This is a genomic window from Rhodoplanes tepidamans (assembly GCF_030813915.1).
GTDB classification, from domain to species: domain Bacteria; phylum Pseudomonadota; class Alphaproteobacteria; order Rhizobiales; family Xanthobacteraceae; genus Rhodoplanes; species Rhodoplanes tepidamans.
The window spans coordinates 45,453-58,751 of the sequence record NZ_JAUSUJ010000010.1 but is presented as its reverse complement, the minus strand read 5'-3'; the positions used below and the strand labels follow the sequence as shown (position 1 = coordinate 58,751).

Here is a 13,299-nt window from a genome sequence, read left to right as displayed (position 1 = left end):
TACGTTACCGCGATCAGGCCGCAGTTGCACGTCGTGGTAATTAGGGACCAGAGACGGCGGGCGGGCCGGCCGCCGCGCGTCACATGAGGCGGCGGATCTCGGCGTGGCTCGCCGACTTGCGCAGCCGGATGAAGCGGACGACCCGCTGCGCCGTCTCGGCGGTGAGGCCCGAGAAGGTGCCGAAGGCGGTCCGCGGATCGCCTGCCGACCCGGTGAGAGCGAGGAGCACGGCCTTGGCGTCCGGCCAGGCGAGGCCGGCGACCTTGCAGAGGATCAGGATGCCCTCCTCGGATCCCTGCTTGATCAGGTTCTTGATCGCGACGTCCGGCACCTCGGTGATCACCGCGAGGTCCTCGATCACGTCGCCGCGCTTGCCGCTGCGGGCCTTCTCGCACAGCGCCTTCAGCTTGTCGGGCGCCGGGCTCGCCGGCGTGGCGGTGCCGGGGGCCTCGGCCCTGCGGCGGGCGTGCAGGAGCTGGCTGCCGATCGCCGTCACGGCCTGGTTCAGGCGCTGGCGCACGCCCGGCTCCTCGCAGCGGGCGAGCCGCCGCCGCACCTCGTCGGTGGCGTTCTTCACCATGTCGCGGAACACCTCGGCCGGCACGTCGCCGCGGCCGGCGACGAGCAGGGCCAGCGCCTCGTCGAGATGCGCCCGGCCCGCGATGGTCCGGAAGCCGGTCTCGGAGAAATGCGCGCCGCGGTTCGCCATCACCTTGCGGCTGACCTCGAGGTCGGCGCGGCCGACCAGAGCGTCGGTGACCACCACGGACAGGGCCCGCCGCACCGCGATCGACGCGAGATGCGCCTGGGTCTTGGTCGAGGCGATGTCGACCAGCACCTCGTCGGAGATCCGCGTCGAGCGCTCGAGCACCGGCCCGGCGACCGCGATGTCGTCCGAGTGGACCAGCCGGGCGATGGTGCGGATCGGCGCATTCGGCAGCGGCGCGAGCTGCAGGCCGAGCCGGATCAGCGCGTGCCGCTCCACCGTGTCGACGATGACGGCCATGACGCCGTCGAACAGCGCGACGTGCTCGTCCTGGAAGGCGCCCGCCTGGGCCAGGAACAGGTCGGTGAGGCGGCGCAGGATCTCGCTGCGGGTGGCGGCCGTGCCCTGGGCCAGGACGGTGGGAAGCTCGGCGAACAGGGCCTGCGGCGCGACGGTCACGGCGCGACCCCCGGCGTCGAGGGGGCGCGGCACGACATGTCCGTATCGCCGCGGATGCCGGCGCGGCACAGGTCGCAGGACTTGGCGCCAGATGGGGCGCGATCCGGCATGGCAGGAGACCCGCGAGCGCAAGACGCGCCGGTGGCTCGGACGGTGATCGATACCGCGCCGGAATTCGGCCGGAACCGACAGGTGAACGCCGCCCGCGGTTCCACTCGCGTGCGGCGTATCGACCATAGCCCCGAACGGTGAATGGGGTGTTAAACTACCACTAGTGCGATACGGCTAGATATCGTCCATTCGCCGGCGAAACACCGGCGCGCGGCCGCGCTGCCGGCAGCCGCCGATCAGCCGTAACGGCCGTGGCAGTGCTTGTACTTCTTGCCCGAGCCGCACGGGCAGGGCTCGTTGCGGCCGACCTTGCCCCAGGTGGCGGGGTTGTTCGGATCCCGGGCTTCCGCCGCGACCGTGTCGTCCAGGCGGGTGCCGAGCAGGAAGCCCGCGTCCGCCGGGGCGAACTCGTTCTCGCCCGTGGAGGGATCGAGCTTGGTCGCCTCCATGTAGGGGAGCGACGCCTCCTCGGGTTGCTGCTGGACGACCTCGACCCGCATGAGCTGCGCCGTCACGGCTTCGCGCAGGCTCTGGCTCATCGTCTCGAACAGGGCGAAGGCCTCGGCCTTGTACTCGTTGAGCGGATCGCGCTGGGCATAGCCGCGCAGGCCGATGACGTTGCGCAGATGGTCGAGCATGACGAGGTGCTCGCGCCAGAGATGGTCGAGCGACTGCAGCAGGATCGACTTCTCGATGTAGCGCATCACGTCGGGGCCCCACTGGGCCGCCTTGGCCGCCATGTGCTCGTCCGCCTTGCGCTCGATGCGGGAGATCAGCTCCTCGTCGGCGATGCCCTCTTCCTTGGCCCACTCCTCGACCGGCAGGTCGAGGCCGAGCACGCGGCCGATCTCCTCCTTCAGCCCGGCCGTGTCCCACTGCTCCGGATAGGCGTTCTCGGGCACGTGCTTGCCGACCAGGTCGTCGACCACGCTGTGGCGCATGTCGGTGACGACCTCGTTGGTCACCTCGTCGCGCATCCAGTCGATGCGCTGCTCGAAGATGACCTTGCGCTGGTCGTTCATCACGTTGTCGAACTTCAGCAGGTTCTTGCGCAAGTCGAAGTTGCGCGCCTCGACCTTCTGCTGCGCCTTCTCCAGCGCCTTGTTGATCCACGGATGGACGATCGCCTCGTCCTCGCGCAGGCCGAGCTTCTGCAGCATGCCGTCGAGCTTGTCCGACCCGAAGATGCGCATCAGGTCGTCTTCCAGCGACAGGAAGAACTTCGAGTGGCCGGGGTCGCCCTGGCGGCCGGAGCGGCCGCGCAGCTGGTTGTCGATGCGGCGCGACTCGTGGCGCTCGGTGCCGAGCACGAAGAGGCCGCCGGCGGCCAGCGCCTTGTCCTTGAGGCGGCCGATCTGCGCCTTGATCTCCTCGACGCGGGCGTGCTTCTCGTCGCCCTCCGGCAGGTCGGCGAGCTCCTGGCGGATGCGCATGTCGGCATTGCCGCCGAGCTGGATGTCGGTGCCGCGGCCGGCCATGTTGGTGGCGATCGTGACGGCGCCGGGCACGCCGGCCTGCGACACGATGTAGGCCTCCTGCTCGTGGTAGCGCGCGTTCAGGATGGCGAAGACCTTGGCCTTGGTGGCGCCCTCGTCGCCCGAGTACAGCGCCGCGAAGGCGTTCGGGTCGGAGAAGTCGTGCGCCTCCCAGCCCTTCTGGCGCAGCATGTCGGCGAGCAGCTCGGACTTCTCGATCGAGGTGGTGCCGACCAGCACGGGCTGGCCGCGGGTCTTGCAGTCCTCGATCAGGGTGATGATGGCGCGGTACTTCTCGGCCGCCGTCCGGTAGACCTCGTCGTCGTCGTCGACGCGCTGCATCGGCAGGTTGGTCGGGACCTCGACGACCTCGAGATTGTAGATGTCCAGGAACTCGTCCGCCTCGGTCTGCGCCGTGCCGGTCATGCCGGCCAGCTTCTCGTACATGCGGAAGTAGTTCTGGAACGTGATCGAGGCCAGCGTCTGGTTCTCGGGCTGGATCGGCTGCCGTTCCTTCGCCTCCAGCGCCTGGTGCAGGCCGTCCGAGTAGCGCCGGCCCGGCATCATGCGGCCCGTGAACTCGTCGATGATGACGACCTCGCCGTTGCGGACGATGTAGTCCTTGTCGCGCTGGAATAGCGTGTGGGCGCGCAGCGCCTGGTTCACGTGGTGGACGACCGACACGTTCTCGACGTCGTAGAGCGAGTCGGTCTTGAGCTGGCCGGCCTCGCGCAGCAGCCGCTCCATCTTCTCCATGCCGGCCTCGGTCATGGTGACGGTGCGTTGCTTCTCGTCGACCTCCACGTCCTCCTTGGCGAGGCGCGGGATGAAGGTGTCGATGGTGTTGTAGAACTCGGAGCGGTCGTCGAGTGGGCCGGAGATGATCAGCGGCGTGCGCGCCTCGTCGATCAGGATCGAGTCCACCTCGTCGACGATGGCGTAGACGTGGCCGCGCTGGACCATGTCCTCGACCCGGTACTTCATGTTGTCGCGCAGGTAGTCGAAGCCGAGCTCGTTGTTGGTGCCGTAGGTGACGTCGCAGGCGTAGGCGGCCTTGCGCTGCTCGTCGTCGAGCCCGTGCACGATGACCCCGACGGTGAGGCCGAGGAACCGGTAGATCTGGCCCATCCACTCGCTGTCGCGCTTGGCCAGGTAGTCGTTGACCGTGACGACGTGGACGCCGCGCCCGGAGAGGGCGTTGAGGTAGACCGGCAGGGTGGCGACCAGGGTCTTGCCTTCGCCGGTCTTCATCTCGGAGATGGCGCCCTCGTGCAGCACCATGCCGCCCATCAGCTGGACGTCGAAGTGGCGCTGGCCGAGGGTGCGCTTGGCCGCCTCGCGCACCGTGGCGAAGGCCGGCACCAGGAGGTCGTCGAGGGTCTTGCCCTCGGCGAGCTCCTTGCGGAACGCATCGGTGCGGGCGCGCAGCGCGTCGTCCGACAGGGCGGCGAGCTCCGGCTCCAGCGCGTTGATCTGGTCGACCCGGGGACGGTAGGCGCGGATGCGCCGGTCGTTCGCGTTTCCGAACAGCTTGCGGACGACAGCGCCGAACATCCCGGAGGTCCTTTCTGTGGCCTCGGGCTTTTCCTGCCGCGAGGGAAGTGCGCGCCGGTCCGGATGCGCCGGGCGACCGGCCCTGGTCCCGGCGCAGCCCGCCTTCACGGCGCTATCGGGGAAAGGAGGCGGACGCGCGACGTCGCACATCCCACGGGTTACACCGGCGGGCGGTGCACAGATAGGAGGGGGTCCTGGGCTTGTCAATCGGCGGCGACGCCCCGGCCGGCCGCTGCGCGGCCCCTTGCGGGTCAACGGTTTGTCATATGGCGCGCCGCAATCATGCCGTCAATTGACGCTAGCAGACGCCCGGTTGCCAACCGCCGCGCGTTGGGCGAGGTTGCGGCGCCATGACGGCGGGCCGCGGGCCCGTCTTTCCCAGGGATTCTCGATGATTACGCAAACGTCATGCTCGCGTCCGGGGTGCCCGGCGCGCCGCCGCGCCGGCCTCGGAGCGGCGCTCTTCCTCGCGGCCGCGCTGACGGCCGGCGGAGCCGCCGCCCAGACCCCGGCCGCGGCGCCGGCCGCCGACCCGGTGGTGGCGAAGGTCGACGGCACCGAGATCCGGCAGAGCGATCTCGCGCTCGCCGAGGAGGACGTCGGCGCCAACATCCCGGCCGGCACGCCCGACGCCAAGCGCGACTGGCTGATCAACTACCTCACCGACATGACGCTGCTCGCCAAGGCGGCCGAGGCGAAGAAGATCCCGGACACGGCGGACTTCAAGAGCCGGCTCGCCTATGTGCGCAGCAAGGCGCTGATGGAGACGCTGCTGCGCGACTCCGGCAAGGCCGGGGCGACCACGGACGCCATGCAGCACGTCTATCAGGAGGCCGTGAAGCAGATGGGCGAGGAGCAGGAGGTGCATGCGCGCCACATCCTGTTCCGGGTCGCCGACGCGAACGACCAGAAGGCCGCCGCGGCGGCCGAGGCCAAGGCCAAGGACACCCTCGCCAAGATCAAGAAGGGCGAGGATTTCGCCAAGCTGGCCAAGGACCTCACCGAGGACCCGGCCGGCAAGGCCGACGGCGGCGATCTCGGCTGGTTCACCAAGGACCAGATGGTGCCGGAGTTCTCCGAGGCCGCCTTCAAGCTCGACAAGGGCCAGGTCTCCGACCCGGTGAAGACCTCGTTCGGCTGGCACCTGATCAAGCTCGAGGACAAGCGCAAGCGCGAAGCGCCGCCCTTCGACCAGGTGAAGGACCAGATCGAGACCTTCGTCACCCGCAAGGCGCAGATCGAGCTCCTCAACAAGCTCCGTCAGGACGCCAAGATCGAGCGCCTCGACAAGCCCGAGGCGAGCCCGGCTCCGGCCCCGGCCCCGTCCGCCACCCCGAACGCGGCGCCGGCGAAGAAGTAGGGTTCGCCTGATCGCCGGGGGCGTGTCCCGGGCGTGGACTCCGTCATTCCGGGCTCGCGGACCGCAGGTCCGCGAGCCCGGAATCCATAAGCCCAGTGACAGTGGCTGACGCAAGACAGGGGGCATGGATCCCGGGCTCGGCGCCTTGCGCCGCCCCGGGATGACGGGCGTCGCTCGCCAGCGCTCGGCTGGCGGGATGCCTCGCCTTCGTTCGAAGTTGCGCACACATCCCATGTGCACCGCCCCCCCGGCTTGACCCCGCCCCTCGGCGCTCCTAATCGACGCTGCGACGTTCGTCGTAGGCGCGGGAGGGGCTCGCGCCCGTCCACCCCGGGGGTCTGGGCCGATGGCCACAGCCGTTTCTCCGCTCGCGCCCGAGCGCTTTCCCGAAATGCCGGCGATCGAGGGCGTCGCGGTCGCGACCGCGGCGGCCGGCATCCGCTATGCGGGCCGCACCGACGTGCTGCTGGCGCTGCTCGATCCGGGCACCGCGGTCGCCGGCGTGTTCACCAGGTCGAAGTGCCCCTCGGCCCCGGTCGACTGGTGCCGCGGCAAGCTCAAGGGCGGCAAGGCGCGCGCCCTGGTGGTGAACTCCGGCAACGCCAATGCCTTCACCGGCAAGTCCGGCGTCGCCGCCGTCAAGCTGACCGCCGACATCGCCGCCAAGGCGGCGGGCTGCAAGCCGGCCGAGATCTTCCTCGCCTCCACGGGCGTCATCGGCGAGCCGCTGCCGGCCGAGAAGTTCGGCGACGTGATGGACGGCCTCGTCGCCGACGCCCGGCCCGGCCGCTGGGACGAGGCGGCGCGGGCCATCATGACCACCGACACGTTCCCCAAGGGGGCCGCCGCGGTGGTGCGCATCGACGGCAAGCCGGTGACCATCTGCGGCATTGCCAAGGGCGCCGGCATGATCGCCCCCGACATGGCGACCATGCTGAGCTTCGTGTTCACCGACGCGCCGCTGGCGCCGGCCGTGCTGCAGAGCCTGCTCGCCAAGGGCGTCGAGGACACGTTCAACGCGGTGACGATCGACGGCGACACCTCGACCTCCGACACGCTGCTCGCCTTCGCCACCGGCGCGGCGGCCAGGCGCGGCGTCGCGAAGATCTCGCGGGCGAGCGACCCGCGGCTCGAGCCGTTCCGCAAGGGCTTCAACCGCGTGCTCGCCGATCTCGCCGAGCAGGTCGCCCGCGACGGCGAGGGCGCGCGCAAGCTGGTCGAGGTGATCGTCGAGGGCGCGGCGTCCAAGAAGGCGGCACGCAAGATCGCCATGGCGATCGCCAACTCGCCGCTGGTGAAGACCGCGATCGCCGGCGAGGACGCCAACTGGGGCCGCGTCGTGATGGCGGTCGGCAAGGCCGGCGAGAAGGCCGACCGCGACAGGCTGTCGATCTGGTTCGGCGGCGTGCGGGTCGCCCACAAGGGCGCCCGCGATCCCGGCTACGACGAGGCCCGGGTGTCGGCCCTGATGAAGAAGCCGGAGATCGAGCTGAAGGTCGATCTCGGCCTCGGCAAGGGCCGCGACCGCGTGCTCACCTGCGACCTGACGAAAGAGTACGTCGCCATCAACGGCGACTACCGGTCGTGATCGGTTCGGGGTGTCGCAGGGTGGGCAAAGGAGCGCCGAAGGCGCGCCGTGCCCACGCGGTCGAGATCGGCGAGACCGCACGGCGTGGGCACGCCGCTCCGCGGCTTTGCCCACCCTACGGTGCCGGGACGTGCGGGAGCGTCCCGTGAAGCTCGTCCTCGTCGCCGCCTGCGCGCTGATCGACGCCGACGGGCGCATTCTCCTGGCGCAGCGGCCGGAGGGGCGCGCCATGGCCGGCCTGTGGGAGTTCCCGGGCGGCAAGGTGGAGGCCGGCGAGACGCCGGAGGCGTCGCTGATCCGCGAGCTCCACGAGGAGCTCGGCATCACCGTGAAGGAGGCGTGCCTGGCGCCGCTCACCTTCGCGAGCCACGGCTATGCGGACTTCCATCTGCTGATGCCGCTCTATGTCTGCCGGCGCTGGGACGGGATCGTGACGGCGCGCGAGCACGCCGCGCTGCGCTGGGTGCGGCCGAACACGCTGCGCGACTATCCGATGCCCGAAGCGGACATTCCGCTGATCCCGCATCTGCAGGAGCTCCTCCAGGGGCGGCCGTAGGGTGGGCAAAGCCGCGGAGCGGCGTGCCCACGCCGTGCGGTCTCGCCGATCTCGACCGCTGCTATGATGACGACATCGTCGTCGTCGCAGGGGGGCACAGGGACGCGAAGGCGCGCCGTGCCCACGTCGGAGGTCCGCGTGGGCACGGCGCGTTCCGCGCCTTTGCCCACCCTACGACTTCCGGCCCGGCGCCGCCTTTTCGCCCGTCGAGATTTCGCGCGTCCCGAGCGCGTCGGCGAGGCGCGCCGTGGCGCTGCCGGGCCTCAGCGGCTTCTGCTGGCTCTCGTGCGGCGCCCATCCGGCCAGCCAGACGATCTCGAAGGTGGCGCGCACCCGCCCGTCGGAATCCGAAAACCTCTCGGCGTAGATTTCGGCGGCCCGCATCAGCGTGGCGCGGCGCAGCGGCACGCGCCGGCGCTCGACCAGCGGATTGGTCGCGCCCATGCGGCGCAGATCCTGGATCAGCGCGAACGGCGAGGCGTAACGCACCGTCACGGCGTCGACGTCGGTCACCGGCAGGGCGAAGCCGGCGCGCTGCAGCAATGCGCCGACGTCGCGGATGTCGGCGAACGGCGCGACCCGGGGCGACAGCCCGCCCTCGCACGCGGTCTCGGCCGCCGCGAAGCTCTGGCGCAGCTCGCCGAGCGTCGCGCCGCCCAGCAGCGCGGCGAGAAAGAGCCCGTCCGGCCGCAGCGCGCGGCGCACCTGGGCGAAGGTGCCGGGCAGGTCGTTGACGCTCTGCAGCGCGAGACCCGAGACGACCAGATCGAGCGAGCCGTCGGCGAAGGGCAGGACCTCCTCGTCCGCCACGACCGCCACGCCGCGGGTCCGGCCCGCGTCGGCGAGCGGATCGACGCCGAACAGCGTGCCGAGCCGCGGATGCGTGGCGAGCGCCTGCCGCACCGCGTCGCCGGGCGTGCCGAGATCGATCCCGCGCTCGAAGTGCCGCAGCGTCGCCGCGAGCCGGTCGGCCATGTCCTCGGCGACGCGATCGAGCAGGAAGGTCGCCGGCCCGAGCCCGCCGGCCCGGCGGCGGCGGCGCAGAAGCAGGGGACGGTCGAAAACGTGGGGAGCAGCCATGGGCCGACCTGGTCTATGATGAGCGCGGACCGGCACGGCCGATCCGCGGCGATGCAGCACGGGCTGGTCGAGGGGGTCGCGTTGGCGCGACCCTTGCATGAATTCGACCGGGTGGCGTGCCCGACACGTGATCAGATCGCCGCGGACTGCGCACGATCGGACACGGGCCGAGCGAAGTCGATGAACAAGGGTTCATATGGCAACGCGGGTCACGACCACAACACGGCTCGGCCTGCGGCGTGCGCTGCGTTTCGCGCTCGACGCCGTGCTGCCGCCCTTGTGCCCGGCCTGTGGCCGGCCGCTGACCGACGACGGCGCCGTATGTGCAACCTGTTGGTCCCGTTTGTCGTTCATAGCGCGTCCTTATTGTGAACGGCTCGGCATCCCGTTCGCGCACGACGGCGGTCCGGGCCTGCTGTCGCCGCGCGCCATCGCCGATCCGCCGGCCTTCGGGCGGGCGCGCGCCGCGGTTCGTTACGACGACGTGGCCGGATCGCTGGTTCATGCGTTGAAGTACGGAGACCGGCTGGAGCTCGCGCCGATGATGGGGCGATGGATGGCGGAGGCCGGCCGCGAGCTGATCGCGGCCGCCGACGCCCTGGTTCCGGTGCCGTTGCACTGGCGCCGGCTGTGGGCGCGACGGTTCAACCAGGCCGCCGCGCTCGCCACCGTGATGGCGGATTTGCGCGGCATACCTGTTCTGCCGGACGCAATGACGCGCGTGCGCGCGACGCCCCAGCAGGTCGGGCTTTCCCGCAAGGAGCGGGCCGGCAATGTGCAGTCTGCGTTCCGCGTGACGGAACCGGGACGCGGGGCGGTGCGGGGCCGTCGTCTGATCGTGGTCGACGACGTCATGACGACCGGCGCGACCGTCGAAAGCTGCGCCAGAACCTTGCTGCGGGCGGGAGCGGTCAGTGTCGACGTGATCGTGTTCGCCTGTGTCGTCGATGCAACGGTGGTATGACTACCGGGTGACACGGATTGTTGATGCCACGCACTGTCCATTATATTGCTCTACTGCGGTTTAGTGTGCAGTGCGATAGTCACGATCACGGCCGCGCCGAAACGCGACGACCACGACGGTGACGGCGGAAGCGCGAGGACGGCGGGAAGCGCGAGGATGGAAGCGTGATGGCGGACGCCGGCATGGTGCCGGAACGCTGCAGCAGGGTGTCATGAAGCGACGTCACAGAACGACGTCGCAGATCGGACGTCAGACGAATGACGAGTTGCGCGACGCGACCGGAACGAACACACCAGAGCGGGACGGGCGCGGGCGTGCGGGATACGAACGAACAGTCCGTGGTCTCGTTGTGATGACGACGCCGGTCGCGGTGACGGGGCCGAGGCGGAACGAAGAGAAGACGGCGGCCGACGGGCAGCGATCGCTGCGGCGACCGATCCGAGGGACCGGGCCCGACACCGGACCGGTCCCGAGACGACGTGACACGAGACGACGAAATACGAGACACGAGACACGACGATCGATGCCAGGCGTTGAAATCTATACGACACCCTTTTGTCCGTATTGTACGTCGGCGAAGCAGCTGCTTCGGCAGAAGGGTGTGGACTTCACCGAGATCGGCGTCGCCGGTCTGCCGCAGAAGCGTGCCGAGATGGTGGCGCGCGCCGGCGGACGGACCACGGTGCCGCAGATCTTCATCGGCGAGACGCATGTCGGCGGCTGCGATGATCTCTACGCCCTCGACGAGGCGGGCAGGCTCGACCCCCTGTTGAGGTCGTGACGGAGGGCATTTCCATGACGTTCCAGCTTCGAGAGAATTCGACCTTCCGGGTGGCGCTGATCCAGCTGCAGTCGGGCCGACGGCCGGCGGCCAACATCGACGCCGCCGTCAAGCTGATCCGCAAGGCGAAGGATCGCGGCGCGCACTATGTGCAGACGCCGGAGATGACCAACCTGATGGAGGCCGAGCGCGAGCGTCTGCTCGAGCTGGTCGCCCCGGAGGACAGCGACGCCGGGCTGGCGGCGCTGCGCGACACCGCGCGCGACCTGCGCATCTGGCTCCATGTCGGCTCGCTCGCCGTCAAGGTGGGGCCGGAGATCGCCGCCAACCGCTCCTACCTGATCGATCCGAACGGCGACGTGGTGGCGTTCTACGACAAGATCCACATGTTCGACGTCGATCTCGCCAACGGCGAGAGCTATCGCGAGTCGCGCCTGTTCCGGCCCGGCGACCGCGCCGTCGTCGGCAACCTGCCGTGGGGCCGCATCGGCCTGTCGATCTGCTACGACCTGCGCTTCCCGGCGCTGTACCGTGCGCTCGCCGAGGCGGGCTCCTCGTTCATCGCGGTGCCGGCGGCGTTCACGCGGCAGACCGGCGAGGCGCACTGGCACGTGCTGGTGCGGGCCCGCGCCATCGAGAACGGCTGCTACGTCTTCGCCGCCGCCCAGGGCGGCCTGCACGAGAACGGCCGCGAGACCTTCGGGCATTCGATCGTCGTCGATCCGTGGGGCGTGGTGATCGCCGAGACCGGCACCGAGCCCGGCTTCGTCATGGCCGAGGTCGATCCCGCCGCCGTCACGGCGGCGCGCAGCCGCATTCCCTCGCTCCAGCACGGCCGGCGCTTCGAGGTGATCGAGCCGACCGCGGCGGCCGTGCATCTGCCCGCGCTGCAAGAGGTGAAATGATCCGCTACGCCCTCGCGTGCCGGGCCGGGCACGCGTTCGAGAGCTGGTTCCGCAACTCGGCCGATTTCGACGACCAGTCGGCCCGCGGCTTCGTCGCCTGCCCGGTCTGCGGCAGTGCCGAGGTCGAGAAGGCGCTGATGACGCCGCGGCTCGGCCGCTCGGCGAAGCTGTCGCCGGACCGGATGGCGGCGGCCGCCGCTGCCATGGCCGAGATCGCCGCCGAGGCGCCGGGTCGCACGGCGGAGAGCGCCTCCGACGCACCGACGTCGTCCGCGGCACCGGTGGCGGTGCCGGCGGCCCCGGCCCCGGCCGCGAGCCCCGACGCCAGGGCGCCGGTGGCGCTGATGTCGCCCCAGGAGGTCGAGCTGCGCCGCAAGCTCAGGGAGCTGCGCGATCATCTGGTCAAGACCGCCGAGCATGTCGGGCCGCGCTTTCCCGACGAGGCGCGCCGCATGCACTACGGCGAGATCGAGCACCGCTCGATCTACGGCGAGGCCTCGCCCGACGAGGTGAAGGCGATGCTCGACGAGGGCATCGAGTTCCACCCGCTGCCGATGCTGCCCGACGAGCGCAACTGAGCCGAACTCGTCCGCCCCCGGTGGCCCGCTGCGCCGCGCGTCCCGCGTCTCAATGCACCCATAGAAGCAGCACGACACCGGCGACGATCAGAGCGATGCCCAGCAGCTCGCGGGCGGTGCTGCGCTGGCCGAAGGCGAAGCGCGAGACGCCCTGCGCGAACAGCACCTCGACGAGCGCGACGGTGCGCACGTTGGCGGCGGCGGTCAGCGCGAAGGCGAGGAACCAGAGCTGCGAGGCGAGCGCGCCCATGAAGCCGGCGAGGAGCGACGGCCGCCAGGCGCGCAGCACGGCGATCAGCACCGGCGGGTCGCGCAGCGCCAGCCAGCCCGACAGCAGCACCGACTGGATCGCCAGCGCGACGCAGAGCGTGGTGCTCGCCGCGGTGACGAAGTCGGTCGGCAGGCTGATGATGGCGCCGCGATAGCCGACCGCCGAGAGGGCGAACAGGGCCGCGGAGCCGAGCCCGAGCAGCATCGGCCGTGCTCCGCCGCCGGCCGTTTCGCCGGGCCGGCTCGCCGTCTGGCCGGGCCGCAGCGACATCAGCACGACACCCGCCGTGGCGACCAGGATCGCCGCGGCCATCGGCAGCGTTACGGCGTCGCCCAGCACCACGAGGCCGAACAGCGCCACCTGGACGGGCTCCGTCTTGGTGTAGGCGATCACCACCAGGAAGGAGCGCTCGCCCATGGCGGCCAGCATCAGGGCGGTGGCGACGATCTGGGTGAGGGCCCCGGACGCGACCCACGGCCAGAAGCCGGCGGGCGGCCGCGGCGGCGGCGTGCCGGTCCAGGCGACGACGAGCGCCAGGAACACGACCGCGAACGGAAACCCGAACAGGAAGCGCACATGGGTCGCGCCGACGGTGCCGAGCGTCTGCGTGAGCTGACGCTGGGCGGCGTTGCGCACCGTCTGGCCGGCCGCGGCGGCGACCGCGAACATGGCCCACGACCAGGGGTCCGGCACGTTGGTCTCCAAGGGGGTGGCGCCGCCGCGCCGGCGACTCCGAAGGACGCTTTCACACGGCGGCGCGCGGCCGTGCGGCGCTCTCCGCACCGGCCCGGCCGGGCCGGCTGGTGCGGGCAACACCGAGTCGTTATATCTCATAGCTGGGGAATTGGTGGATCGACCGCAGCCGATCGACCGACGGTCCGGCGAAGCGCGCGGGGGTCTGGCGGCGGCGC

Annotated in this window: 11 protein-coding genes; 7 read left to right on the top strand and 4 right to left on the bottom strand. The window is 70.7% G+C overall.

Going from position 1 to position 13,299, the window contains the following annotated elements; all coding sequences use genetic code 11:
* Positions 1 to 79: 79 nt before the first annotated feature.
* Positions 80 to 1,165 (bottom strand): DUF2336 domain-containing protein, encoded by a 1,086-nt coding sequence (locus J2S22_RS13430; protein ID WP_272775395.1) that lies wholly within the window; start codon positions 1,163 to 1,165, stop codon positions 80 to 82.
* Between the two features lie 347 nt (positions 1,166 to 1,512).
* The gene (gene secA, locus J2S22_RS13425) at positions 1,513 to 4,305 is read right to left on the bottom strand and encodes a preprotein translocase subunit SecA (protein ID WP_272775394.1); all 2,793 of its coding nucleotides are present in this window, start codon (positions 4,303 to 4,305) and stop codon (positions 1,513 to 1,515) included.
* Positions 4,306 to 4,696: 391 nt separating this feature from the next.
* Here secA and J2S22_RS13420 point away from each other — a divergent pair, with 391 nt between their 5' ends.
* From J2S22_RS13420 to J2S22_RS13410, 3 genes are all read left to right on the top strand, one after another.
* A complete protein-coding gene (locus J2S22_RS13420; RefSeq protein WP_272775393.1) occupies positions 4,697 to 5,665 on the top strand; it encodes a peptidylprolyl isomerase in 969 nt (322 codons plus the stop codon).
* A 346-nt stretch (positions 5,666 to 6,011) separates the two neighbouring features.
* A complete protein-coding gene (gene argJ, locus J2S22_RS13415) occupies positions 6,012 to 7,253 on the top strand; it encodes a bifunctional glutamate N-acetyltransferase/amino-acid acetyltransferase ArgJ (RefSeq protein ID WP_272775392.1) in 1,242 nt (413 codons plus the stop codon).
* A gap of 145 nt (positions 7,254 to 7,398) precedes the next feature.
* The gene (locus J2S22_RS13410; protein ID WP_272775391.1) at positions 7,399 to 7,809 is read left to right on the top strand and encodes a (deoxy)nucleoside triphosphate pyrophosphohydrolase; all 411 of its coding nucleotides are present in this window, start codon (positions 7,399 to 7,401) and stop codon (positions 7,807 to 7,809) included.
* 171 nt (positions 7,810 to 7,980) lie between these two features.
* Here the strand turns inward: J2S22_RS13410 and J2S22_RS13405 are convergent, their stop codons facing one another.
* Positions 7,981 to 8,889 (bottom strand): methyltransferase domain-containing protein, encoded by a 909-nt coding sequence (locus J2S22_RS13405; RefSeq protein WP_272775390.1) that lies wholly within the window; start codon positions 8,887 to 8,889, stop codon positions 7,981 to 7,983.
* A gap of 196 nt (positions 8,890 to 9,085) precedes the next feature.
* On the opposite strand from J2S22_RS13405, the gene J2S22_RS13400 reads away from it, so the two are divergent.
* From J2S22_RS13400 to J2S22_RS13385, 4 genes are all read left to right on the top strand, one after another.
* Positions 9,086 to 9,853: a ComF family protein gene (locus tag J2S22_RS13400; protein ID WP_272775389.1), complete on the top strand. Its 768-nt coding sequence runs from the start codon at positions 9,086 to 9,088 to the stop codon at positions 9,851 to 9,853.
* A 523-nt stretch (positions 9,854 to 10,376) separates the two neighbouring features.
* Complete coding sequence (gene grxC, locus J2S22_RS13395) at positions 10,377 to 10,634, top strand: glutaredoxin 3 (protein ID WP_272775388.1); 258 nt, start codon at positions 10,377 to 10,379, stop codon at positions 10,632 to 10,634.
* A gap of 14 nt (positions 10,635 to 10,648) precedes the next feature.
* A complete protein-coding gene (locus J2S22_RS13390) occupies positions 10,649 to 11,539 on the top strand; it encodes a carbon-nitrogen hydrolase family protein (RefSeq protein ID WP_272775387.1) in 891 nt (296 codons plus the stop codon).
* Positions 11,536 to 12,117 (top strand): DUF1178 family protein, encoded by a 582-nt coding sequence (locus J2S22_RS13385; RefSeq protein ID WP_272775386.1) that lies wholly within the window; start codon positions 11,536 to 11,538, stop codon positions 12,115 to 12,117. The genes J2S22_RS13390 and J2S22_RS13385 overlap by 4 nt, the downstream gene beginning before the upstream one ends.
* Positions 12,118 to 12,166: 49 nt before the next feature.
* Here J2S22_RS13385 and J2S22_RS13380 read toward each other — a convergent pair whose 3' ends face one another.
* Positions 12,167 to 13,057 carry an EamA family transporter gene (locus J2S22_RS13380; protein WP_272775484.1) on the bottom strand — a complete coding sequence of 297 codons (891 nt, stop codon included), beginning with the start codon at positions 13,055 to 13,057 and terminating at the stop codon, positions 12,167 to 12,169.
* Between the last annotated feature and the right edge of the window lie 242 nt (positions 13,058 to 13,299).

Bases quoted from the DNA above. Each gene is read 5' to 3' on its own strand.
- J2S22_RS13400 (WP_272775389.1), top strand. From the start codon at position 9,086: ATGGCAACGCGGGTCACGACCACAACACGGCTCGGCCTGCGGCGTGCG.
- grxC (WP_272775388.1), top strand. From the start codon at position 10,377: ATGCCAGGCGTTGAAATCTATACGACACCCTTTTGTCCGTATTGTACG.
- J2S22_RS13405 (WP_272775390.1), bottom strand. From the start codon at position 8,889: ATGGCTGCTCCCCACGTTTTCGACCGTCCCCTGCTTCTGCGCCGCCGC.
- J2S22_RS13385 (WP_272775386.1), top strand. From the start codon at position 11,536: ATGATCCGCTACGCCCTCGCGTGCCGGGCCGGGCACGCGTTCGAGAGC.
- argJ (WP_272775392.1), top strand. From the start codon at position 6,012: ATGGCCACAGCCGTTTCTCCGCTCGCGCCCGAGCGCTTTCCCGAAATG.
- J2S22_RS13380 (WP_272775484.1), bottom strand. From the start codon at position 13,057: ATGTTCGCGGTCGCCGCCGCGGCCGGCCAGACGGTGCGCAACGCCGCC.
- J2S22_RS13420 (WP_272775393.1), top strand. From the start codon at position 4,697: ATGATTACGCAAACGTCATGCTCGCGTCCGGGGTGCCCGGCGCGCCGC.
- J2S22_RS13390 (WP_272775387.1), top strand. From the start codon at position 10,649: ATGACGTTCCAGCTTCGAGAGAATTCGACCTTCCGGGTGGCGCTGATC.
- secA (WP_272775394.1), bottom strand. From the start codon at position 4,305: ATGTTCGGCGCTGTCGTCCGCAAGCTGTTCGGAAACGCGAACGACCGG.